The organism is Candidatus Amarolinea aalborgensis (assembly GCF_900491745.1).
GTDB classification, from domain to species: Bacteria; Chloroflexota; Anaerolineae; order SSC4; family Amarolineaceae; genus Amarolinea; species Amarolinea aalborgensis.
The window spans coordinates 117,551-138,899 of record NZ_UETR01000008.1; the positions used below are offsets into that span (position 1 = coordinate 117,551).

Below are 21,349 nucleotides of genomic sequence, written 5' to 3' on the forward strand. Positions count from 1 at the left end.
TTATTCTTCACGCGTGCTTGTACACAGGCGCCTGCATGATGCGTGCAGGCTGTTTGCTCTCCCAGATCAACCTTCGCAAATGCTCCACCGTCGCGGGCGCAAACCACTCCTCCCCTGTGTCCAGGTTGACACGTGCAGGGACGTTCTCGACGACGTGCAGTTGGCCGTTAACTTCCAGCTTGATCTTTGCCAATGCCAGTATAGCATAGAGCACAGCCAGCGCCAAGCGTTGCGTCCCAAGAGGGTGCATTTCAAATTGGGGGCGTAGCCCCGGAGGGGCTTGCACCTCGTAGCCGGATGGCCTTTGGCCTCCGGCGGGGTTGGAGGCCCATGGCGTGCGCGCAACCAACGCCGCCCGACCGTGAACGGATCGGGCTACAAGGTGAAAGGCCCTACCGGGCCTGACAGCCTGGCAGGGGCTGGCATCTCGTACCGGACGCATTTCAGGCTCGCATCGCAGCTCCCGGCGCTTTGGCTACTGCCAAAGTCGCCAGGGTGATCTATGCAGGGGTTGCAGCGATTTCCATCGCCCGACGCGCCCCCATTCTGAAATGCACCCGAGCAGACACGCGCCCTTGACCACTTCGACGCGGAGGTGAATTATGCAGCCAGGACCTGGAGCTGGACGCGATAGCCCAGTTGCCGCAACATGTCTTCGCAGTCGCTCCAGCTCAGGCTGAAGGCGCGCACATCCGCCAACCCCAGGCGAGCGACCACTGCGCGCGTAGTATCGTAATGCTTCTCGTCGAAATCAGCCTCCATCATGGCCCACTCGGCCCAGTCAACCAACTCTCGAAGGCTCGTGGTATGATACAAATACCGGGCCAACTTATCAGCAACCACATGACGATTGGTAGACATGGTACTAACTCCGTTACTTGGGGTGCCCTTTATCGATTGGGTACTTTTCATGCACTTCGGCCGACTGTCCCGCGCTGTCCTAGATCTCCTGGAGAAACGCACCGCCTGCTCACTGCTGTCGACCTCTTTGACATACCGGGCGCGCCAGCACGATCACCGTCTCCCAACAGTAGCGCCCCACCCACGGCACGGCGGCCAGCAGCTTGTCACCCACGCAGCGGCCAGATTCAAACGCGCAACTCCTCCTCAAGCAGAGCCAAGACATCGGCCAGCAATCGCACGGGAGATGGATAGACTGCGCCCTCGTGGTGAAGGTGGTGCGGATACGAGGCAACTTCAGGATGATGCGGCGCGTTGTCCCAGCCCTGGATGACCTCTCCGGTTGGTGAAAGCCGGTAATAGGCATATTTGCGCAGTTGGCCCAGTACATAGACCTCGTTGATATGCAAGCGCGAACCATCTGCAAGTTGCACGTCGGCTTTGATCTGCTCGACCGACCCGTTCAGCCGGCGGGTCAAACGGGAGATGGCAAGTGCGAGACGAGGATACCGGCGTAACTCTGCCTCGATCATGGATAGCGCAGTCCCTGTAGGGCCGCCAGGTCGCGCTGCTTCTCGTCCAGGACGCTCTGCCAGTAGAACCAATCGTTGTCGTCCTCATGCGCCTGGAACGAGTCCGCAGTGACAAGGACCTCGGCCTCGAAGCGAGCCAGGGACATGCCGTAACGCGCTGCGTAGCGGCGAACCTCCCGCTGCGCCTCGGCGATCTCAGCTTTCACCTGCTTGATACGGGCGCGCGTGGCCTCATGTAGGCCAGCTCGGACCAGCAGGTCGCGCTCTGCCTCTGGAAGCCGCGTCAGGCTTTCCGGCAGTTTCAAGGTCATCTCAAGCATCGTTGCACCTCCCACACGCGCCTATTGTAGCCCCCGCTATCGTCAGGCGAACCGGACGATCAGTTGTTTACCCAGGGCACGCGCCAGGCGTTCCAGCGAATCGAGCGTGATGGCCGTGTTCTCAGGGTCCAGGAGGCGATCAAGCTGGGAGCGGCTGGTCTGCAGCCGCCCGGCCAGTTCGCTCTTGCTCATTTGGGTCTCCGCCATGGCATCCTGAACCTGGAGGGCCAGCAGACGCTTGTATGCCCTGGCCGTTACTTCGTCCAGGATGCCCTCTTCGGCCAGGAAATCATCGAAGTTGCTGCCGGTGAATTGATTCATGTGCTTATCCACTCCACCAAAGGTCCCTACGCCGGCGCGCCAGATCCAGCTCTTGCCGTGGTGTCTTCTGGGTTTTCTTGATGAATCCGTGCAGCAACACCATCTTGCCGCGCGCACTGTGAAACAGACACGAGCGATCCGGCCGCCTTGCAGCCGGCTGCGAACTTCCCACAGATCTGCATCAAGCTTGTCTACCAGCGGCATCCCCAGCGGCCAGCGAAACTGTACCAGCTTGATGTCTTCGCCGATGGCCTTGCGGTCGTCGGCAGCCAGTTCCTTAAGCCACTCACGCACCGGCTCACGACCGGTTTCTGAGCGAAAGAAAGCGACTTGCAGGATAGGTTCTTCGCTCATTTTGCCTCACTGTACCACATGCGGTACAAGTTTGCAAGCTCCACCACACCCCTGATCCCTGACAAACAGCCATCCCTTACCGCTCGCGCGTGATCACCGTCTCCCAGCAGCAACGGCCCCGCGCGGGCGCGGCGGCCAGCAGCTTGCGGTCAACCGCCTGCAGCTGGCGCATCCAGCGTCCCGCGTGCCGCGCCTGTGGAGCCGCGCGGCCGCCAGGACCGGCAGGATCGAGAGCAGGATGAACGCTATAACCAGACCACCATCCCTTGTGCATCCAGAGCTTGCCAGGCCGAGAGGAACAACTTCCGAGCGACGGTATAGCGGCTGTTCGATTGAGGATCCAAGACAGCGACACCCTCAGCCCCCATGCCAACCACAACAACGCCGTGCAGCCCGCGCCCTCCGCTTGGTAAGTCACCGGCACGCAGGAAGACGATCACCGGCCAGTCGTGCTCGATGAGGTCATGGAGGCGAGACAGATCAGCGTTCTCGAACCACAGCGCGTGATGCCCAAGCTGCTGCACGCCTTCGACGGCCTTTTCCGGTTGCGTCCCTCGGAATGGCGTCGTGCCGCACGCTGCAGCGATCTCGGCCTCCTCGATCAGCCTGCCGCGATATGCCAGCACCATCCTGATGCAGGCCGGCAAACATGTCCACGGGTGCTCCTGCCGCAGCAGCGGCACGTCAAGCGGCATCGCGCACTCCGAGTAATTCCGCGATGGGGGTAGACTGGCCGGCAACCAGCATTCCCCCAGCAGTGTAGCAAAGCTGGCCGATGGGGCGCTCTGTGCCTGCCTCCAATACCGGTACAAGCCAGCCGCCGGTGGCGGTGCGCTGCAGCGGGCCGATGCTCACCGCGTCGCCGACATTTTTCAACAGGTAACGTAAGGCCCGATTCTGGACTTCTTCAATGCTTATTTCAGCGGGCGCGACATGAATGCCGTCCTTCTGCAGGGAAATGGCAATGCGAGTGCCCTCCGGCAGACCATAGGCACGAATGACTTCCAGCGGGATAGAAATGCCAGCACGGTCAACTGTCTGATACAACGTTTCCATCGTTTTGTCTCCTTGATAGGCCCATCCACTCACTTCACTTACGCTCTCATTGTAGCACACCCACAACCCTGCGCCAGGCCTTCCGACCGCCCTGACCCCTGACCCCTGATCCCTGTCTCCTTGTCTACGTCTACTTGTCTCCTTGTCTCCCCCTCTCCGTGTCTCCGCGTCTCCGCGTCACCGCTCGCACGTGATCACCGTCTCCCAATAGAACCGCCCCAGCGCGGGCGCGGCGGCCAGCAGCTTGCGGTCAACCGCCTGCAACCCGCGCCGCCAGCCGTCCAGCGCGCCGCGCTTGCGGGCCAGCGCGGCCGCCAGCACCGGCAGAATGGATAGTAGGATGAACTCCTCGTGCCGGTAGCCGCGAAAATGGCTGCCCATCCAGGCGATGTCCGCCATGCTCAGGGCGCGCTCGGTGGGGCTGCGCAGGTGTGGGGTGAGATGGCGCGGAGGACGCATTATGCCAGAAATTGCACGCTTGGCAGTTCGACCAGATCGTAAGGCGCAGCCAGCTGCCGGCGCATAGCATTGAGGCGTCGTTCGATCTCGTCATGCTTCTGATCCCACAAGTTCACCAAGGGGTGATCGAAGGTGATGAAGCAGTGCATCCTCAGGACATCACGGTCCTGGTTGGTGCTGAAACTGCCCAGGGCAAGCATTGGCGCGTCTTCTGGTGAAAAGCCGAACTCACGCACTCTGCGTGACCAGCGCGTGAAGTAATGGGTCGGAGATGCGACCTGCGTGCAACGCAGAAATAGCTGGATGAGAGGATCATAGCGCGTTATGCTCTGCAGCCGCCCCAGGATATTGGCGCTGGCAGGCGCCATGAATAGATCAACAGAACGCGCTGGCGCGCCCTGGAATCACTGGATGGCAGCGATCTGCTGTTCGATCAAGTCCCGTCCGAGGGATAGGCTCAACATGCCATCGAGCGTGTAGCGGACGATGACTTTATCGAGCAGGCAACGCGTCCGGACGGACATCTACTTCCTCCCATGACAACGTTGTATCAGCCGTCCATCTATCCCACAAGTGAGCGCGTTCTGCATCAGGCAGATCCAGGTAATCGCTTACAGTCAGACTGTCCAGGAATGGCTCATCAGCGGCCAGCAAGGGCGGCCAGGATCTCTCGCCGTAGTTGTTCCACAGGCGCAGGGTCTTTAGCCGCCTGCGCGGGGAGCGGCGTGTTCGACGTCTCCCGCAGCTCGGGGACCAACTCCAACAGGCGCTGCCTGTCTTTGCGAGACATGTTGCGAACCACCACAGCCACCTGCTCGATCGTCACAGGCATGGGCACTATCGCACTTTGTATCATTCATCGCCTCTCCTAATGCTCATTCCCACACCGGCCGCGCGCATTGTAACGCCAAAACAGCGATTTGACAAGGCGTGTCACCTCCCCGGCAGCTCAGCGAGCGGCCGGCTAGAGACGAGCGCGCTGCTGCGCCAGGCCGTCCGCAGGGGCGCCGCCAGGCTGGCCGCAGCTCAGCGCGGCGCACAGGCCAGGACTGGCGGGACCTTGATCGGTCGGTGTAAGCCGGCTGTTTAGTCAACTGCGCTCTCCAGTCAAGCGGTCAAGAAATTCCGCTACAGGTATGATCAGGATGTCTGCGTGTCGCTCAAGATCAAGCAGGTGGCGATCGCCGGACACCACGAAATCGCAACGACCTGCAACGGCGCACTCGATGAACTTGTTGTCAGTGGGATCGTTCTTGACCACGTCAAGTCGTTTGATCGGTCGCACGACCTCCGATAACCCACCGATCTCTCGATACCAGGCGTAGGCATCTTCGTCAGAAAAACCGAAATAGACCCGCAAGACACGGGTGATCTCGAACAGGATCTCCAGAGAGGTCACATGGGCATAGACGTGGCTTCGCAGCAAATCGAAGAGGCGGCGCGGTTTGCCCTGAGGCCAGTTGATGGCAGAAACCCAGACGTTGGTGTCATTGGCTGCCCGCAACACGTCACGCACTCCTTACGGACTGGATGGCCTGCTCGATCAAGTCAGTAATTTGATCCTCGTCCAACTGGTCGTAGTCGATGCTATGCTCGATGCACCACGCCTGGAAGTGCTGTTGGGATTGCTGCAACAAGGTGTCCAGCGTCCCCGCAGGGTCGCTCGCCGCAAAGCGCTGATCTACTCGCTCGATAGCCGCTAACGCGCCACGCAACTCGTCTCCCGTCACGCCCCGGTCTAACAGCATGCGCACATAGCTCTCCCGCAGCCAGTCGGTCAGCTCCAACTCTCTGAATCGAGCCGTCACCGTACCGGCCGGCGACGTGAGCTCGACGTAGCCGGTCGGATGCACTCGCACAAAACCATCGAACCGTTTGTTGTAGATTGAGACGACCGCATCACTTGTAAGTTCTTGCCACTCGGTAGCAACTTTGGTTTCCATACTACGCCTCCTGGTCAATTGATCTGCCAACTGTTTCAAGTCAACGACACACAAGCGCATTGTACTGTCTGATGGCCGATTTGACAAGGCATGTCACATCCCAGGCAGCCCACCCAGCAGCCGGCCATAGACGCGCGCGCGGCTGCGCCAGGCCGGCCGCAGGGGCGCCGCCATCCCCCTCAGCGCTCCAGCACGATGACCGTCTCCCAACAATAGCGACCCACGAACGGCACGGCGTCCAGCAGGGCGCGATCGAGGCGCTGCAGGCGCTGCCGCCAGCCGTCGAGCGCACCCTGACGGCCGTTGAGCGCAGCGCCCAACACGGGCAGAATGGAAAGCAGGATGAACTCACGGTGGCTGTAGCGGCGAAAGTAGCTGCCCATCCAGGCGATGTCCGCCATGCTCAGGGCGCGCTCGGTGGGACTGCGCAGGTGAGGCGTGAGGCGGCGGTAGCCTTCGAGGATCGGGTTGTGGATCAGCGGCTCCAGGAACACGGTTCGGCCGCCGGGGCGCAGCACACGGGCGATCTCGGGGATGGCGACGGCCAGGTCCAGGTGATGCGGATCTGCTTGCCTAGCACGGCGTCGAACGCGCCGTCCGGGAAGGGCAGCATCTCGGCGGCGCAGGACAACAGGCCGGCCTGGGGCGCACGCTGGCGCGCCTCCAGCAGCCGGGCGACCGAGATGTCGAAGCCGGTGACCCGCGCCCCGCGGCTAAGCAGATGGGCCGTCGCGCCGCCCGCGCCGCAGCCGTAGTCCAGCACGCACCGGCCGGCCACGTCACCCAACGCGTCCAGGTGATAGGCTTCGGCCTCCTGAAACACCGGGGGACGCGTATACGCCGACGATCAGCGAGCTGTCGTCGCGGGCGAAATCCTCAGACTCGTGCCATTCGCGTTCGAGTTTTAGTTTTCGATCGATGCTCATGGGGCCATGCTCAGGAGATCGGAGTGAGCAAATATCGAGTTGGTAACCACTACATCTCTGCCAACTCTGCCAACAATCGGCGGTAGACACGAGTCTGGACGGATAGGGAGGGTGTCAAACGACTGCTCAATGCGGCGACCGCCCAACGAGGCCAGTAGGCCAGGCGCAGGAGGCGCTTGAAGCGACTGGCGCGGGTCTCGCCGCCGAATTTGCGATAGAACTGCACCTTACTGCGATAGAGTTGGAGGTACATCGCCTCTTTGACCTGCCGGCTGCTGCTCTCGCCGAAATGGGTGACGACCGCTGCGGGCACATACCACAGATCCCAACCGGCTTGGCCCAGCCGGTAGCACAAGTCCACTTCTTCAGTGTACATAAAGTAGCTTTCATCCAACAGACCGACCTCATCGAGCGCCTCCCGTCGGAGCAACAGGCACGCGCCCTTGATCGCCTCGACGCGGCGGGGCGTGATCGTGTCCCACCGGGCCATTGGGTAGGTGGCGCGGGGCCACAGGCGGTCCAGGAAGAGCAGCCGCCAAAACTCGCGGCCAGGGGTCAGCATGGGGTGGCACGCGGGCTGCAAGGAACCGTCCGCATTGAGCAGTCGCGCACCGCACGCGCCCGCGGCGGGGTGCGCGTCCATGAACGCAACTAGCGCCGCCAACGCGCCGGGATGTACGACCGTGTCCGGGTTCAGCAGCAGCACGTACCGCCCCGCCGCCGCCCCGATCCCCTGGTTGTTGGCTCGCGCAAAACCGGCGTTCTCCGCGTTCTCGATCAGCTTCACCCACGGGAACCGCTCCCGCACCATGGCCGCGGAGCCGTCGGAGGAGGCGTTGTCTACGACGAAGGTTTCGGTTGCTGGTAGATTGGTAGATTGGTACACTGGGGCATCCGAGACGCGATCTGCCATCTGCCTTGCGCCATCTGCTATCTGCCATCCGCCATCTGCAACTGACGCCAGGCACGCCGCGAGCAGATCACGCGTGTTCCAGTTGACGATGACGATAGAGAGGTCCACGCTCACCCCATCTCCCCCTCTCCTTGTCTCCTTGTCTTCTTCTCCCCGCGTCCCTGGGTCTCCGTGTCTCCTTGTCCCATATTCTCCAGCGCCACCAGCCCGCCCATGAACAGCCATACCAGCACGCTGGCCTGGAAGCCCGGAAACCCGATGTTATAGACGAACGGCAGGATCCAATCGGCCAGGAGCATGATGACCAGGGCGCCCGCGCCGGCCGCCAGCATGGCGTTGACGTAGCCGGCCGCGAAACCGGCCGTGTAGCGCCGGCGCAGGCGTAGACCGAGCTGGGCGACCTCGACGCTGAACCAGGCGAACAGGATCAGGCCCAGGATCCCTCCGTGCGCGAACAGATCCACATAGTTGTTGTGTGAGTTGATCTTGGGCTCGACCCAGTAGGCGCGCAGATATTGCAGCGGCCTGGCGTTGGCGTAGGGCCGATACGCAGCCGGGCCCAGGCCGGTGACCGGATTGCGCATGGTGACTTCAACAACCCGTTCGATCAAGGTCAGTCGCGAGCCGCCGCTTGTTTCCCATTCTCTGTCACCGCCGGCAAACTCATAAATACTTGGGAAGAGCACACCCAACACGATAAGGATCACAATGATCAATGCCACCGGCCAACGCAGCCGTGGGAAGCGCAGCCAAATCAGGGTTCCCAAAACGGCCGCCAGCCCCACCCAGTTGGATGTGGCCTCCTGTTGCTGCACGAAGGCATAGGCCAGGCTGGCGCCCAGCGCTGCCGCCAAGAAGGCACGCCAGGGAACGGAGAGATCTCGGTTGAACAGCAGTTGCCCGCCGGCCAGCGCGGCCAGCAGCACCCAGAGGGGCGCGCGCACGAACGCAACGGTGGTGAGAGGTCCGACCAGCCCGCCCACGCCGGGCAGGATTCGCACGATCGCCAGCCCGCCGCCGACCAGCAGGAAGGTCGCGGTCAGCCGCCACAGCCAGCGTTCGTCTACCACCAGATTGCCCGTCAGCCAGAACGCCAGGGCCGAGAACGCGAAGATGGCCCACTGCGCCAACTGCACCAGCAGGAAGTTGCTGCTGATTGGGATCATGGGGCTCCACGTGGCGCGGCCGATGAGCAGGGAGAGCAAGCTCGCGGCCACGAAGAGGAGCAGCGGCCGGTTGACCGGGGATGCGGCGAACCGTAGCTGGCGGCGGCGGATCATGTCCAGCAGCCACAGAACGGCTAGCGCCGGGATCAGCAGGGCGGCCGCGTTGAGCTTGACGTCGGTGCCGGTGCTAATCTCCAGCGGGATGACCAGGGCCGCCAGCACCAACGCGGGCAGGCCGAGCACGGGTCGCGCCAAGAGCGCCACGCTGCCGATGCCGGCGACCAGCAGCCCCAGCCAGAGCGGCGAGGCGCGTCGGCCCAGCAGAAAGGCCAGGGCCAGCACGGCCAGGGCAATCAGGATGGCGCTGAGGTTGTATTGACGGGAACGGTCACGTAGGGTGGTAATCATGTGGCTTGAGGATGGGTAGACAAGGCAACCGATAGACAAGGGCGAGATCAGACGTAGCGGATGTCATTGATCTTGCGCTACACTTTGTCGTGGCCAGCAGAAGATGTGGCAGTTGTGTCCTGCAAGCTTGCCTGAAGTCGCTGGCAAATATCGTTGGCAAAACTATACAGCTCAATGGCCTCGTCAGATGTCGGCTTACCAGTGGGCAGTAATCCCATGTCGCCTGGATAGCGCGCGTCAATGTATACGGCATCCAAACGATCAAGCATGTCCAGGTCGCCGATCACAGCATAATGAGGCCTAACCAGTTCGTACAGTCGCGTCAGGCTATGTGTTTTCACAAAGCCAAGATCCAGTTCTTCGATCACTGCTTTGAGAGCTTTCTCCACCGCTTGCTGCGCATGGAAAGTAACCGCATTGGTAAGATCTGGCCGAAAAAGAAGCACCTGCGACGCAGACAAATCTTCCGCCGCCCTGGTCAGCCATTCATCAGTTATCGGCTTCATAAAGCACAATCCCTTGTTCGAGAACTTCGCGCGCAAAAAGACTGTTCATTTCAATGAACCTGCGGTGCATCGGCTGCGTATGGACGATCAAATCCACAGGCACCTTGCGGCGAATGTCTCGGAGTAGACGAGCTACGGTGAGATAGGCATCTTCTTTCTCGCGATGCGTGGCTGGTAACTGGTCGTCGCGCAGGACCACGATCAAGTCGAGATCGCTGGTTTCGTTAGCGCCGCCGCTGGCTTGGCTGCCAAACAAGATGATCTTGGCCGGTTCTATCTGCTGTAATTGAGTGACGATTTCCGGTAGATATTGTGTCACCATACTTCACCTCTTGCGCGATGACAAGGTCACGCGTACTCGTAGACGGGCGCCTGCATGATGCGCGTGGGGTTCTTGCTCTCCCAGATCAACCGTTGCAGATGCTCGATGGTAGCCGGCGCAAACAACTGCTCCCCGGTGGCCAGATTCACGCGGGCAGGCACGTTTTCGATGACGTGCAGTGGGCCGTTGACACTCAAGATGTAAGTGACCCTTTGCTCACGCGTACTCATAGACCGGCGCCATACGCACCGGCGGCGCGCTGGTGCGCAGCAACGCCTCGATCTGGCGCACCGTCTCGGGCGACAACAGCACGTCGCCACACACCGAGCAGACTTCAGCAGGCACGTTGTCGATCACGATCGTTTGTCCCCGGAAGCGTACGGTATGCACAACCGACGTCGTTTCATAGGTTCCTGGGCATCCTCCAATACTGCATTTCATCATCTCACTCTCCTTTGCCTCGGCGTAATCCATTTCGGTAGCTTTGGCTCATAAACCGTGATCACGATAAGAACTGGTTGCGCAGTGGTGCATACGATATGCAGCGAGCGTCCGTCTCTCGCTTGTCCTGCGAGCAGACAGCAGGCTCCTTGCTGATGTTGCGGATAGTTTTCCAGCAGTTCGCTCGTCCCGATCGCCTCTTGAAGCTGATCGAGGGTGATCTCCTCTGCCACCATCTCCTGATGCGCATGTTGCGTAATGCGGAGGTTATCGGTACGCGCCTGCTCACGGATGCGCCGCACAGCAGCGACAGAGTCATTCGGATCAATGTCTGTCATCATTCTACCTCAGGATCTGTTGCCTGACAAGGGGCGGCGCGCTGCCACCGTCTTCTCCACCAGGGCGACGCAGCGCCGGCCGCTGGCGTCTCAGTCATAGCGCTACTCCCCGAGGCCGGCCGCCAACAGCCCCAGCGCCGATGCGCGCCTTCCCAACAGGAAGGCCAGCACGACCAGGGTTACCAGAGCGGCGGTGAAGTGATGTTACTGGGGCGGCTGCGGGGAGGTAAGCATGACGGTTCAAGCCGGGGAGGCGCTGAGCAGCCAATCAGGGTTGGGCGCCTCCACGATCGTCATGACTGCATCAGGCTCGAAGCGAACCTGCGTAGTCAGCATATCTTCGGCGCCGATGCGCAACGATTTGAGGAGTTCGTCACGTGTTTTCTCCTGACCATTAACGCCAGGCAAATCTAGTAGCCAGCCAATCCACCAACCATCACGCTGTTTCACAATAGCCCGGTACTTCATCGTGTCACCTCACGATAGGGATATCCAGTTCCCAGCAGCAGCGACCACGTGCAGGCTGGTTGGCGCGCTGCCGCGGCGGCCGGATGCTTTCAAGGCGCGGCGACAACTGGATGAGGACGGCTGGTCGCCTGCACCAAGACCTCCTGAGCCCAGAGGTCCAGACTCTTGCCTTCGACTTGCGCCAACGCAGCGGCGCGCGCATGAACGTCGGGAGGCACCCGCACGACGATGCGGCGACCATGCGGCGACTGCGGCGCACGCCCCATCTGCTCGGACATAGCCAGATAACCATCCACAGCTTCCTCGAAGGCCTGAACCAACTCATCTGCGCTCTCGCCATGAAAGGTGACGATATCGGTGATGCCGTGCACACGACCAAAAAATAAACGGTCGTCTACGTCAAACTCAACCGTTGCCGAATAGCCTTTGTAAGTCAGTTGTCTAGTCATGGTTTGATCCCAGCCATTTCCAAGAATTCACGCATGGCTCGCACTTGATAACGCTTGGCTTCTTTTCCCGGATGGGGACAGTGGAAGTCAGCGCGTTTGCCGTTCAGCACAAACGCGACGCGAGAACCGGCGCCTTCTACCGTCTCAGCGCCTAGCGTAGCCAACAAGGCTTCGATTTTCCTCCATTCCAGGTTAGTTGCCCATGCCCCGGTGGCACAACCGTGGATGAAAACAGGCAATCCGTGGCGATCCGTGTTCATCCGCGGCCTATTTTCAAGTCAGTTACCCATGCGCCGGACGCACAACCGAGGATGAAAACAGGCAATCCGTGGCGATCCGTGTTCATCCGCGGCCTATTTTCAGGTTAGCAGGGACTGGCGTGGAGAAGATCGCTTCCAGTGTTCGTTGGTGTCCACGATTCATGGTCAGGACTTGCTGACCGGCATCTCGTCCACACCTGCACTGCGCACAGGCTCAAGCATACTCGTACACGGGCGCCTGCATGATGCGCGTGGGGTTCTTGCTCTCCCAGATCAACCGTTGCAGATGCTCCACGGTAGCCGGCGCAAACAACTGCTCCCCGGTGGCCAGATTGACGCGGGCAGGCACGTTTTCGATGACGTGCAGTGGGCCGTTGACGACCAGGGTATAGGTTACTTTGCGTTCCACCAGGGGCTCGTTCCACACATAGTCATGCGCATTCAGGTATCTGGTCAATCATGATTCTACCACATGTTCTTGGCTTTGCCAACGCCTGCCAGAATCCGGGTGCATTTCAGAATGGGGGCGCGTCGGGCGATTGAAATCGCTGCAACCCCTGCATAGCTCACCCTGGCGACTTTGGCAGTAGCCGAAGCGCCGGGAGCTACGCCGCGAGCCTGAAATGCGTCCGGTACGAGATGCAAGCCCGTGCCAGGCTGTCAGGCCCGATAGGGCCTTCCACCTTGTAGCCCGATCCGTTCACGGTCGGGCGGCGTTGGTTGCGCGCACGCCATGTGGCCAGCAACCCCGCCGGAGGCCAAAGGCCATCCGGCTACGAGGTGCAAGCCCCCCTGGGGCTACGCCCCGAAATTGAAATGCACCCCAGAATCCGGGTTTTTGTCTGTCCAACGTGCAGCTTGACAAACGATTCGGCATGAAATATCATTCAGTAAAACTTAACAATATCGTTAAGAAAATAGGAACCATCATGGATCAACGACTCGCCGAGAGTCTGACGCGGCAACTGAAGATCGCCATCGAGCATGTCGTGCGGGAGGAGTATGAACTGCTCATCCTGCGAGAACTGCTGGAAACTCCTCTGGGGCGCGCGTTGGTGTTCAAAGGCGGCACCGCGCTGCGTCTGGCCTATGGCTCCCCGCGGTTTTCGGATGACCTCGACTTCTCGCTCCTTGCGCCCGTATCCGAAGAGGCGTTCGCCCACGCGGCTGAGGCGGTCGCCAGGTCGTTGCGCCAGATCACCCTGGTGGAGGCGCTGTCCAAGCAGTTCACGCTGTTTGCCCTTTTCAAGGTAGCCGAGCCGTACCTGGCGTATGCCTTCTCGATCAAGGTGGAAGTTTCCACCCGGCCGGAGACGTGGCAGCGCGGGTTGGACTTCGATCTGCGCCTGCTGACCAGCCCGGTGACGCCGCTCTCGGTCCTGGCCCAGGTCGCCACGTTGGAGCGGATGTGGACGGATAAAGAAGCCGCGCTGTCGGCCCGCCACGAGCCGCGCGATCTGTACGATCTGTGGTTCATCGCCCAAAAGCTTCGGCGCCCCTTTGCGCCTGATCTGAGCGGCCTGGATTCGAAGACCGTCCGCCGGGAGCTGCGCAAATACCTTCCGATGAGTCATTGGCAGGTGATCGAACAATGGAGCGTATGAAACCGAAAGATATGGCCCTGGTGCAGAAGCTGCTCGACCTGAACAAACCCTATGTGAGCCCGGCCGATCTGGAAAAGGTCCTGGGGCAAGGACGACCTGCCCTCTATGTGACCCTCAATCGGCTGGTGCGGTATGGCGTGCTGGTGCGGCTGCGCCAAGGCGTGTATCAGGTGGCTCTGCAAACCACCGACCCGGCCCGCATCGCCAATCAACTGGTGTATCCTTCCTATCTCTCCTTCGAGGCGGTCCTGGCGCGCTATGGCATCTTGAGCCAGGTTCCCTATGCCCTGACCTTCGCCACCACCCAGCGCACGCACAGGATGGTCTTGGGAGAGACGGTGGTGGAGTTTCGCCAGCTCAAAAGCGAGCTCTTTTTCGGCTACACGCTGCAGGCCGGTCTCTACGTAGCCGAACCGGAAAAAGCGCTGCTCGATCAGCTTTACATGATCGCGCGCGGGGTGTCTGACCTGAATCCGGAGGGCCTGGACCTTTCTCCTCTCGATATCGAACGGCTGTTCACGTATGCAAGCCGTTTCCCGGCGAGCGTTCAGACCGTTGTGCGACGCTTTCCCTCAATCCCTGGCTCGTGACAAGGCGGGACGCCGGGCGACCGTCTCCTCCACCAACGCCACGCAGCGCCGGCCGATGGCGTCCCAGTCGTAGCGCTGCTCGACCAGGCGGCGGGCGGGCGTTGGTGCAGACCTCTATTGTCCGGCTGCCCTGTCATGCGCGAGAGGTCAGAGCAACTCACTGAGCAGCGCGTTCAGATCCCCATAATCATACGGTGGACGCCTTCGAACGGCCAGTACGTCTACGATGCTTTCCACCTCGGTGATGGCGTACACCACTCGCCATTTGTCCAGCCTGAGTCGCCGCACTTCTTGCGCCAACCCCCGCACGTCCAGTTCTTTGCTGTTGGAAGGGCGAGGAGCTTCCGCCAAGGCTTGGATTGCCCCGCCGGATGCGCTGCCGCATATGGCCCGGCAGCTCTTTGGCCTGATCCAGGGCGCGCGGCAGAACAAAGACCTGGTAAGGGGTCACGCCAGCTCCTTCTCCACCTCATCCCAGGCCAGCCAACCGGCTCGTCGGCGATCTCCGCCGGCAGCGTTCAAATCGGCAAACGCTGTCCGCGCAATCTGTGTGTCTTCCAGATCCTCCATCCACTCGACGAGCGCTTCCCAGTCTTCGGCGTCGAGGACGGCAAAACGTCTTCCCTTGACGGTCACAAACTGGACGGACTGCATGGCTTCTGCTGCGATCATACATTCATCTCCTGGCAATGGGAATTCAGGCATAGAGGATGCCGTCGATCTCTCGGAGCACTTCACTCAGGTCTGGCGGCACGGACGCGATGACTGTGTCGCCCACATGTTTGTGATGAGGAAAGCTCTTGACCTCAGGATGGTGCGGTACATTGTCGTAGCGAAACACCAGAACGCCATCAGCACGCTGGAAGTGGTAGGCGTAGCGATCCTTGACAAGCGAATACCGCTTGACGATAAGCTTCTCCACCACCTGAAGCTGCGAGTGATCGGGAAAGCGTAAGCGAGCATAGAACTCGCTTAGCTGGCCCGGCACATCTGAACGGTCAGTGATCTCGATTTCTTCTATCCGTATCTCGCGACGGGAGAGAATCGTGTCGTGGAGCCGGCCAAGGTAGCGATGGAGCGCGCTCATCAGGCCATCACCGGTAGAGCATAGGCTTCGACCAGATCGACCATCTGCTCCAATTCACTCTTGACCTCCTGGTAGATCTCAAACATGTTAGCCCAACGAACCAGATCAATCTCGTCCCCCATCTCTCCAGCCTGGAAGCGAGCAAAGAAGCTTGCTGAGTTCATGCCGTGACGCATTTCGTATTGGGTTAGATCGCGCACCATCTGAGCGAAATCGTCCAAGGGCGTGGTTCTAGCCAGGGCTTCACGTAGCGCTTGCTGCAAATCGTTGCCCGACTGTGGCATGGTCTCAGGCACAAAACGTACTCTTGTCATGGCTTTCACCGTACTTTCATCACTTCTCTCGACCAGATAATCAATAAAGCGTAGCTGACGTAGGCGGACTGCAATCTAGCTTTATTCTACCTCAACCGAGACCAAAGGGCAAGGGATGGTACGCCTGCACCGTCTCCTCCACCAGCGCCGTGAAGCGCCGGCCGATGGCCTTCCAGTCGTAGCGCTACCCGACCAGGCGGCGGGCGTTGCGGGCCAGGTGTTCGTCTAGCGACTATTCTGCTATGGCTTGAGCGCGGGGCCGGGCGACGATGTAGGCGAAATCGCTGGGCAGGTCGCCGCAGGCCATGAGCGCGTCTTCCAGCCGGAAGAAGACCTCCAGCAACTGCTCACCGGCTTCGTCCTGGAAGTTGCCGGCGATGTCAGCCAGCAAGAACTGCAGGATCGAGCCGCCGAGCGGACGGTATTCGATCACATCGAACAGGGTCTGCAAGACGGGCATGATCTCGGCCGAGCGCACGGCCTCGCTGGGATCGACGGCAATCACAGAGCGCTCCGTTGGCAGCGCCGTCTCCTTGATGGGGCGTTGACCGGCGCTGATGGCCTGGCGCCTGCGCCAATACCGTCCGGCCGTCGACAAGAGCGTTCCCTCGCGCAGCTTGTCCGCTGTCCGCCGCATGATCCATTTTGGATCGCGACGTTGCGAACCAAGCGACGGCGTGGATCCGTCAGCTGTCGGCGCGGCGGCCGCGCTGGGAACGGGGAGCAAACGGTACTGAACCGGGAGCAAGTTGAGGCAGGCCTCGATGATCTGGCGCTGGCGAGGGTCAAACTGAAAGCGATTGGCGCCCACGTACTCGTGCAGAATGAACAGTCCTCCCGGTTTGAGCGCCTGAGCCACCTGGGCGAAGACGTGCTCCAACTGGCTGAAGTGATGGGCCGAGGCGACGGCCCAGACGGCGTCATACTGTTGCGCCGACAGCTCGATGCGATCGATGTCAGCCACGGCGAAATGGATATTGCTGAAGCCAGCCTGCTTTGCCTCTTGGGTTGCATCGGCAATCGAGGCCGGGGAGATGTCGTAGGCATCGCAGGCCAGGAACGCCTGGCGCTCGGCCCACTGCCGCTCGACATGCCCTCGTCCACAGCCCAGGCTCAGGCAGCGCGCCAAGGGCAAGCGCCCGGCGAGGTGGATTTGCAGCGTATGGTCAATCCAGTTGCGATCCGGGCGCCCGCTCTCCTTGATTGCCAACCGGCGTTGGACGCTGGGCAATTGCAGCCAAAAGGCGATCTCGCCGGTGTTCCATGGGTCGCTGTCCCAATGGCTTGAGGTTCTTGCCGAATCACTCATTGGTGCCTGCCTTCACGTGAGCCGCCGTCTCTTCCACCAGAGCAACAAACTTCTGGCCGATCTGCTGCCAGTCGTACCTGGTCTCGACCAGATGGCGGGCATTGGCCGCCAGCCGACGACGCAAGTCAGCGTCGCCCAACAACTGAATTGTCTGGCCGGCGAAACGCTCGGGGTCGTCGGCCAGCAGCAGGTGTTCGCCGTCCCTCACGTCCAGCCCCTCCGCGCCCTTGGATGTTGCCGCCACCGGCGTGCCCAGGGCCATGGCCTCCAGGATCTTCAGCCGGGTGCCGCCGCCCTGGCGGATGGGAGCGACGGCCACCCTCGCCTCAGCCACAGCGATGCGCACGTCCTCCACGAAGCCGGGGAGGCGCACTGTGCCGTCCAGGGCCAGGCCGGCCAGGTCCACGCCCTGCGTCGAGCCGGTGATGGTCAGCGAGACGTCGGGAACCTCGGCTCGGATGCGGGGATAGACCTCCGCCAGGAACCAGCGCATGGCGTCGTAGTTGGCGCTGTAGGTCAGGCTGCCGTTGTAGACCAGCGTGGCCGGCCGCGCTTGGGCCAGGCCAGGCCGGTTGTGCGCGCAGTCCACGCCGTTGGGGACCACCTCGACCCGGCCGCGGTAGCCGGGCAGGTCGGCGCGGCAGACGGCCTGATCCTGCGCCGAGACCATGGTCACCAGGTCGAACTGCCTGAAGAGGCGGGCTTCGTACAGGCGGGTCTTTTGCCAACTGGCCCAACAGCGCAGCCGTTGGGCGGCGCTGGTTTGATCGTTGTAGCGCTCCTGCATCCAGCGGGTCAGCGAGTTGTGCTCCTCCAAGATGCGGGCTGCGGACGACGGTCCCTGGAGAGCGTAAGCTGCCATCATCTCGGTGGAGGCGATCACAGCGTCGAAAGGCTGCGCCTGCAACCAACGGGCTGCGGCCTGGCGCATGGCCGCGATGGGGCGGGAGACCACGGGCCTGGGCGAGAGGAAGGTGGCCAGCGCGCCGGCCCGGTTGGCCGCGAAGGGATCGATCTCGACCACATCGACCTGCTGGCACCATTGGTGCAGCGGCGCGGCGTCCTCAGGTCGGGCCGTGGCAAAGGCGAAGGAGAGCAGCGACACTTCGTGCGCCTGCCCCAACGCCCGCAGTAGGTGATAGGCGCGCAGCTTGGAGCCGTTGTCGGGCGGGTAAGGGTACCAGGTGGAGAGGAACAAAACGCGCATGGCTAGCCCAGGAACTTACGATAAGTAAGCTGGTAGTCTAGATCGTTGCGCCGCTGGCCGATGGGTCGCGCGGGCACGCCGCCGACAATGGTAAACGGCTCTACGTCGTGCGTCACGACCGCGCCAGCCGCCACCACCGCGCCCTCGCCGACCGTAATGCCGGGCAGGATCGTCGAGCGGGCGCCCAGGAAGACCCGGTCGCCGATCGCCACAGGCGCGCCGCGCCAGCCGAAGGAAGGATCGTTGGGGTCGTGCTCCAGTGTCAGTATTTGGGAACCCTCTGAAATGCTGACGTTGTCGCCAATGCGCAGCCCTGATCGGCCATCCAGCAATACACCGCGGTTGATCACGGTGTGCGCGCCGATGGACACGCCGGCCGGACGATAGAAGCGGCAGCGGCGGTGGATGCTGGTGGCCTCACCAATGGCCACGTGAAAGACCCGGCGATAGAAGAACAGCCGCACAGCATGGGATGGAATCCCACCCACCAACTCAATGAAGTAGTCCTTGGCATCAACCCAGCGCCAATACCAACGGCTCAGAAAGAGCTTGAACTTCAGCGGCGCGCGCTGGCGGAAGATGCGCGGCATCCTGCCTTTCGCGGCCTCGTGATCTTGCGCTACTCCACCATCCATGGCAACTCCTGTCAAATCAGTGCTCATTGTCTCATGCGCGCTGCTCTGCGAGCGCTCGCTCTAACAACGCCTCTAGCCGTTCAACCATGTGCTCCAGAGTATAGTGCGTCAGAACAGTCTCTTGACCCTGGCAAGCCAGTCGATAACGCAACTGGGAATCATCCAGCAGCCGGCCAAGCTGGCGCGCCAGATCGGTGCTATTCTCGGCTGCGCAGGCCAGCCCAGTAACTTCATGCCGCAAGATCTCACCCGTACCGCCTGTCAAGGTGCCCACGACGGCAAGTCCGGCTGCCAAAGCTTCCAGCGTGACGCGCGCAAAAGGTTCTTGATGCACCGTTGGCAGCAAGAGAACATGACAGGTATGCATCAGTTCTGGCATGCGTTCACGCGGCAGCCAGCCCAAATACGAAATCAAGTCGGTGACGTCGTAGCTTGCTGCCAATTGCTGCAACTGCGCCAGATACTCGGCCGGGCCGCTGCCCGCGATCAAGAGGCGGAAATCGCGCTGCGGACGAGCTTGCGCCAGCTTGCCCACCGCCTCGACCGCCACGTGGATACCTTTGTCGGCGCTGACGCGGCCGGCCAACAGCAAGTCAATCGGGGGCGGCGCGTCTGGCGGTGGCGTTGGGCGGAAGAAGGTATCGGTCTCCACGCCGTTGTAGATCACTTCAGTTTGGAGCGGCAATGTGCCTTCGGCCAACCCCTTGCGGCGCATGTAATCGCTGACCACGGCCACATGGCGCATCTGCGGCCGGGCGGGCTTGCCTTCTCTGCGCATCTGCGCCAACGCAATGCGGCTCAACACGCCTTTGGTTCCATGGAGGAAGCTCCGCTGACCCGGCGGCTGCGTCCAGTACCGCCAAAACAAGTCGGGCTCGGCCGGGGTGTAGCCGGCCAGCCAATATGCTACCGCCACACCTGGTAAAGCCTCTGCATCCACCGCCAACTCTTGGGGCAAGCCCTGCAAGTTCCAGATGAACACCACGTCGGGTCGAAGTTGTTGAACAATGCTGCGAAAGACAGTTCGATTGTGAGCCTCGGCCTGGCGTCTGGTGAGGAAGAACTGTCCAACCGTGCCCAGCCGCGCGCCAAGCTGCGGCTGGACGCGCAGCAAACGATGGATGCAAGGCTCTTGAGCCTTCTGACCCTCCACCACACCCCGATCGCTGGTGAGCACGGCAAAGGTATGGCCGCGTTCTGCCAATCGCTCGGCTACATCGCGGCAAAGCTGCTCGTAGCCGCCGACTTCGTGGGGTGGGTAGTAGTTGGTGAGGAAGAGGATCTTCACCCGCCTATCCCCTCTAGCCACGATTCCATCTCGTCTACCATGCGCTCCAGCGTGAAGCGCTTTTCCACCGTGGCCTGCCCAGCCAGGGCCAGGCGTGCGCGCAAGGCTGGGTCGTGCTGCAATACCTCGATGCAGTCAGCCAACTTGCTGGCATCATCGGGTGGATACACCAGCGCGTTTGTCCCATCTTCGAAAATTTCCGGTTGCCCACCTACAGGTGTGCCAACAATCGCTAAGCCAGCGGCCATGGCCTCCATCACACTGCGTGCAATCGGCTCTTCGTACACAGATGTGAACAAGAACACGTCATGATCGGCCAACACGTTCGCGATCTCGCTGCGTAGCACACGTCCGGAAAACGTTACCCAGTCGGCAAGGCCCAACTCGGCTATCCGTTGCCTCAACTGCGCCTGATAGTCGGGGTGCCCGCCGCCGACCACGTCCAGGTGGATGCCGTCGCTCCGGCCGCGCTGCCGGAGCAGACCCAGCGCTTCGATGGCTGTGTGAACGCCCTTGTGCGCTACGAGACTGCCTGTGTATACCAGGCGCAGTGTGCCGGAGTCAGCCTTGCACTGCGCCGCGGCTTGGAGGAACGGCTCCGGATCGATGCCGTTGTAGATCACCCGCGCACCGTGAGGCAAAGCGCCGGCTTGGCTCAGTTTGTTGCGCACGTATTCGCTGACGCAGGCGACGTGCTCTAGGCCAAGTGGATAGGCTGCCCGCTCTTGGGCAAGGGTGCGCAGAGCCAGATGACGGGCAGGTGCCATGAGCATCCCCGTCACACGCCGGCGCGCCGGCTGCTGCCAGTAACTCACGTGGGGATTGGGCAGCATGAACCAGTATCCAGCCACGGCATACGCCACGCGTCCGGGCAGCCATTGCTCGGCCCAATACGCCACTTGCAGCGACAGGTTCCACATGCCCCAGATGAAGATAACATCGGGTTGAAACGCATCGATGGACTGACGTAGCGCTTCCCGATTGGCTCGCTCCTGGCCAGGATGACGCAAGAAGAAGTCCAGCGGACGGTAGTAGTGGATGCCGGCCTGCAAATGCAGCGTGCGCTCGACACCAGTTTCAAGCTGTTTCGAACCGTCCACGCCGAACCGGCTGGTGAGCACATGGCATGCGTGTCCGCGCGCTTGGAAACATAGGACGATCTCCTGGCAGTTCTGCTCCCAACCGCCCAGGTCATGCGGTGGATAGAAGTTGGAAGTGAAAAGGATGCGCAT

The 21,349-nt window shown here is 61.4% G+C and carries 36 protein-coding genes and 1 pseudogene; 2 read left to right on the top strand and 35 right to left on the bottom strand.

What is annotated here, in order from left to right; all coding sequences use genetic code 11:
* Window positions 1-7: 7 nt before the first annotated feature.
* The 26 genes and pseudogenes from ACPQ6D_RS12595 to ACPQ6D_RS12720 all read right to left on the bottom strand — a co-directional run bounded on the left by ACPQ6D_RS12595 (window position 8) and on the right by ACPQ6D_RS12720 (window position 12,492).
* The gene (locus ACPQ6D_RS12595) at window positions 8-214 is read right to left on the bottom strand and encodes a hypothetical protein (protein ID WP_423224684.1); all 207 of its coding nucleotides are present in this window, start codon (window positions 212-214) and stop codon (window positions 8-10) included.
* Window positions 215-600: 386 nt separating this feature from the next.
* The gene (locus ACPQ6D_RS12600) at window positions 601-861 is read right to left on the bottom strand and encodes a hypothetical protein (protein ID WP_423224685.1); all 261 of its coding nucleotides are present in this window, start codon (window positions 859-861) and stop codon (window positions 601-603) included.
* Between the two features lie 227 nt (window positions 862-1,088).
* On the bottom strand, window positions 1,089-1,433 hold the full coding sequence (locus ACPQ6D_RS12605; protein WP_423224686.1) for a toxin-antitoxin system TumE family protein: 345 nt from the start codon (window positions 1,431-1,433) through the stop codon (window positions 1,089-1,091).
* Window positions 1,430-1,744, bottom strand: coding sequence for a hypothetical protein (locus ACPQ6D_RS12610; protein ID WP_423224687.1), 315 nt, complete (start codon window positions 1,742-1,744; stop codon window positions 1,430-1,432). Before ACPQ6D_RS12610 ends, ACPQ6D_RS12605 begins: the two co-directional genes overlap by 4 nt.
* A gap of 51 nt (window positions 1,745-1,795) precedes the next feature.
* Complete coding sequence (locus ACPQ6D_RS12615; RefSeq protein ID WP_423224688.1) at window positions 1,796-2,074, bottom strand: helix-turn-helix domain-containing protein; 279 nt, start codon at window positions 2,072-2,074, stop codon at window positions 1,796-1,798.
* Between the two features lie 4 nt (window positions 2,075-2,078).
* Window positions 2,079-2,428 (bottom strand): annotated as a pseudogene (locus ACPQ6D_RS12620) (type II toxin-antitoxin system RelE/ParE family toxin).
* Between the two features lie 245 nt (window positions 2,429-2,673).
* Complete coding sequence (locus ACPQ6D_RS12625) at window positions 2,674-3,123, bottom strand: C39 family peptidase (protein WP_423224689.1); 450 nt, start codon at window positions 3,121-3,123, stop codon at window positions 2,674-2,676.
* Window positions 3,113-3,484 carry an AbrB/MazE/SpoVT family DNA-binding domain-containing protein gene (locus ACPQ6D_RS12630; protein ID WP_423224690.1) on the bottom strand — a complete coding sequence of 124 codons (372 nt, stop codon included), beginning with the start codon at window positions 3,482-3,484 and terminating at the stop codon, window positions 3,113-3,115. The genes ACPQ6D_RS12625 and ACPQ6D_RS12630 overlap by 11 nt, the downstream gene beginning before the upstream one ends.
* 177 nt (window positions 3,485-3,661) lie before the next feature.
* Complete coding sequence (locus tag ACPQ6D_RS12635; RefSeq protein WP_423224691.1) at window positions 3,662-3,943, bottom strand: hypothetical protein; 282 nt, start codon at window positions 3,941-3,943, stop codon at window positions 3,662-3,664.
* Complete coding sequence (locus ACPQ6D_RS12640) at window positions 3,943-4,311, bottom strand: hypothetical protein (RefSeq protein ID WP_423224692.1); 369 nt, start codon at window positions 4,309-4,311, stop codon at window positions 3,943-3,945. Before ACPQ6D_RS12640 ends, ACPQ6D_RS12635 begins: the two co-directional genes overlap by 1 nt.
* Before the next feature lie 272 nt (window positions 4,312-4,583).
* A complete protein-coding gene (locus ACPQ6D_RS12645) occupies window positions 4,584-4,799 on the bottom strand; it encodes a hypothetical protein (protein WP_423224693.1) in 216 nt (71 codons plus the stop codon).
* Between the two features lie 234 nt (window positions 4,800-5,033).
* Entirely contained in the window at window positions 5,034-5,450 is a 417-nt protein-coding gene (locus tag ACPQ6D_RS12650) for a putative toxin-antitoxin system toxin component, PIN family (RefSeq protein WP_423224694.1), read from the bottom strand.
* 1 nt (window position 5,451) lies between these two features.
* Window positions 5,452-5,886 (bottom strand): hypothetical protein, encoded by a 435-nt coding sequence (locus ACPQ6D_RS12655; protein ID WP_423224695.1) that lies wholly within the window; start codon window positions 5,884-5,886, stop codon window positions 5,452-5,454.
* Between the two features lie 179 nt (window positions 5,887-6,065).
* A complete protein-coding gene (locus ACPQ6D_RS12660) occupies window positions 6,066-6,380 on the bottom strand; it encodes a hypothetical protein (protein WP_423224696.1) in 315 nt (104 codons plus the stop codon).
* Complete coding sequence (locus tag ACPQ6D_RS12665) at window positions 6,362-6,709, bottom strand: class I SAM-dependent methyltransferase (protein WP_423224697.1); 348 nt, start codon at window positions 6,707-6,709, stop codon at window positions 6,362-6,364. Before ACPQ6D_RS12665 ends, ACPQ6D_RS12660 begins: the two co-directional genes overlap by 19 nt.
* 152 nt (window positions 6,710-6,861) lie before the next feature.
* On the bottom strand, window positions 6,862-7,839 hold the full coding sequence (locus ACPQ6D_RS12670) for a glycosyltransferase family 2 protein (protein WP_423224698.1): 978 nt from the start codon (window positions 7,837-7,839) through the stop codon (window positions 6,862-6,864).
* Window positions 7,836-9,299, bottom strand: a complete 1,464-nt coding sequence (locus tag ACPQ6D_RS12675; protein ID WP_423224699.1) for an O-antigen ligase family protein — start codon at window positions 9,297-9,299, stop codon at window positions 7,836-7,838. Before ACPQ6D_RS12675 ends, ACPQ6D_RS12670 begins: the two co-directional genes overlap by 4 nt.
* Before the next feature lie 77 nt (window positions 9,300-9,376).
* Complete coding sequence (locus ACPQ6D_RS12680; RefSeq protein WP_423224700.1) at window positions 9,377-9,805, bottom strand: HEPN domain-containing protein; 429 nt, start codon at window positions 9,803-9,805, stop codon at window positions 9,377-9,379.
* Complete coding sequence (locus ACPQ6D_RS12685) at window positions 9,789-10,127, bottom strand: nucleotidyltransferase domain-containing protein (RefSeq protein WP_423224701.1); 339 nt, start codon at window positions 10,125-10,127, stop codon at window positions 9,789-9,791. Before ACPQ6D_RS12685 ends, ACPQ6D_RS12680 begins: the two co-directional genes overlap by 17 nt.
* Before the next feature lie 26 nt (window positions 10,128-10,153).
* Window positions 10,154-10,357, bottom strand: a complete 204-nt coding sequence (locus ACPQ6D_RS12690; RefSeq protein ID WP_423224702.1) for a hypothetical protein — start codon at window positions 10,355-10,357, stop codon at window positions 10,154-10,156.
* Window positions 10,344-10,571, bottom strand: coding sequence for a type II toxin-antitoxin system MqsA family antitoxin (locus ACPQ6D_RS12695; RefSeq protein WP_423224703.1), 228 nt, complete (start codon window positions 10,569-10,571; stop codon window positions 10,344-10,346). Before ACPQ6D_RS12695 ends, ACPQ6D_RS12690 begins: the two co-directional genes overlap by 14 nt.
* Window positions 10,568-10,909, bottom strand: coding sequence for a DUF4258 domain-containing protein (locus ACPQ6D_RS12700; RefSeq protein ID WP_423224704.1), 342 nt, complete (start codon window positions 10,907-10,909; stop codon window positions 10,568-10,570). Before ACPQ6D_RS12700 ends, ACPQ6D_RS12695 begins: the two co-directional genes overlap by 4 nt.
* 237 nt (window positions 10,910-11,146) lie before the next feature.
* Window positions 11,147-11,374 (bottom strand): type II toxin-antitoxin system HicB family antitoxin, encoded by a 228-nt coding sequence (locus ACPQ6D_RS12705; RefSeq protein ID WP_423224705.1) that lies wholly within the window; start codon window positions 11,372-11,374, stop codon window positions 11,147-11,149.
* Between the two features lie 89 nt (window positions 11,375-11,463).
* Window positions 11,464-11,823: a type II toxin-antitoxin system HicB family antitoxin gene (locus tag ACPQ6D_RS12710; RefSeq protein ID WP_423224706.1), complete on the bottom strand. Its 360-nt coding sequence runs from the start codon at window positions 11,821-11,823 to the stop codon at window positions 11,464-11,466.
* Window positions 11,820-12,083 carry a type II toxin-antitoxin system HicA family toxin gene (locus tag ACPQ6D_RS12715; protein WP_423224707.1) on the bottom strand — a complete coding sequence of 88 codons (264 nt, stop codon included), beginning with the start codon at window positions 12,081-12,083 and terminating at the stop codon, window positions 11,820-11,822. Before ACPQ6D_RS12715 ends, ACPQ6D_RS12710 begins: the two co-directional genes overlap by 4 nt.
* A 214-nt stretch (window positions 12,084-12,297) precedes the next feature.
* Window positions 12,298-12,492 (bottom strand): hypothetical protein, encoded by a 195-nt coding sequence (locus ACPQ6D_RS12720; RefSeq protein WP_423224708.1) that lies wholly within the window; start codon window positions 12,490-12,492, stop codon window positions 12,298-12,300.
* A gap of 520 nt (window positions 12,493-13,012) precedes the next feature.
* Here ACPQ6D_RS12720 and ACPQ6D_RS12725 point away from each other — a divergent pair.
* Both ACPQ6D_RS12725 and ACPQ6D_RS12730 read left to right on the top strand, forming a co-directional pair.
* Window positions 13,013-13,687, top strand: coding sequence for a nucleotidyl transferase AbiEii/AbiGii toxin family protein (locus ACPQ6D_RS12725; RefSeq protein WP_423224709.1), 675 nt, complete (start codon window positions 13,013-13,015; stop codon window positions 13,685-13,687).
* The gene (locus ACPQ6D_RS12730) at window positions 13,684-14,277 is read left to right on the top strand and encodes a type IV toxin-antitoxin system AbiEi family antitoxin domain-containing protein (RefSeq protein ID WP_423224710.1); all 594 of its coding nucleotides are present in this window, start codon (window positions 13,684-13,686) and stop codon (window positions 14,275-14,277) included. Before ACPQ6D_RS12725 ends, ACPQ6D_RS12730 begins: the two co-directional genes overlap by 4 nt.
* Before the next feature lie 147 nt (window positions 14,278-14,424).
* Here the strand turns inward: ACPQ6D_RS12730 and ACPQ6D_RS12735 are convergent, their stop codons facing one another.
* From ACPQ6D_RS12735 to ACPQ6D_RS12775, 9 genes are all read right to left on the bottom strand, one after another.
* Window positions 14,425-14,586, bottom strand: a complete 162-nt coding sequence (locus ACPQ6D_RS12735; protein WP_423224796.1) for a type II toxin-antitoxin system RelE family toxin — start codon at window positions 14,584-14,586, stop codon at window positions 14,425-14,427.
* Window positions 14,587-14,724: 138 nt separating this feature from the next.
* Window positions 14,725-14,949: a hypothetical protein gene (locus ACPQ6D_RS12740; RefSeq protein ID WP_423224711.1), complete on the bottom strand. Its 225-nt coding sequence runs from the start codon at window positions 14,947-14,949 to the stop codon at window positions 14,725-14,727.
* 25 nt (window positions 14,950-14,974) lie between these two features.
* Complete coding sequence (locus ACPQ6D_RS12745) at window positions 14,975-15,364, bottom strand: toxin-antitoxin system TumE family protein (RefSeq protein WP_423224712.1); 390 nt, start codon at window positions 15,362-15,364, stop codon at window positions 14,975-14,977.
* A complete protein-coding gene (locus tag ACPQ6D_RS12750) occupies window positions 15,364-15,687 on the bottom strand; it encodes a hypothetical protein (RefSeq protein WP_423224713.1) in 324 nt (107 codons plus the stop codon). Before ACPQ6D_RS12750 ends, ACPQ6D_RS12745 begins: the two co-directional genes overlap by 1 nt.
* A gap of 223 nt (window positions 15,688-15,910) precedes the next feature.
* Complete coding sequence (locus ACPQ6D_RS12755; RefSeq protein WP_423224714.1) at window positions 15,911-16,987, bottom strand: class I SAM-dependent methyltransferase; 1,077 nt, start codon at window positions 16,985-16,987, stop codon at window positions 15,911-15,913.
* A complete protein-coding gene (locus tag ACPQ6D_RS12760; RefSeq protein WP_423224715.1) occupies window positions 16,980-18,194 on the bottom strand; it encodes a glycosyltransferase family 4 protein in 1,215 nt (404 codons plus the stop codon). Before ACPQ6D_RS12760 ends, ACPQ6D_RS12755 begins: the two co-directional genes overlap by 8 nt.
* A gap of 2 nt (window positions 18,195-18,196) precedes the next feature.
* Window positions 18,197-18,829, bottom strand: a complete 633-nt coding sequence (locus ACPQ6D_RS12765; RefSeq protein WP_423224716.1) for an acyltransferase — start codon at window positions 18,827-18,829, stop codon at window positions 18,197-18,199.
* 31 nt (window positions 18,830-18,860) lie between these two features.
* Window positions 18,861-20,117, bottom strand: coding sequence for a glycosyltransferase family 4 protein (locus tag ACPQ6D_RS12770; protein WP_423224717.1), 1,257 nt, complete (start codon window positions 20,115-20,117; stop codon window positions 18,861-18,863).
* On the bottom strand, window positions 20,114-21,349 hold the full coding sequence (locus ACPQ6D_RS12775; protein WP_423224718.1) for a glycosyltransferase family 4 protein: 1,236 nt from the start codon (window positions 21,347-21,349) through the stop codon (window positions 20,114-20,116). The genes ACPQ6D_RS12770 and ACPQ6D_RS12775 overlap by 4 nt, the downstream gene beginning before the upstream one ends.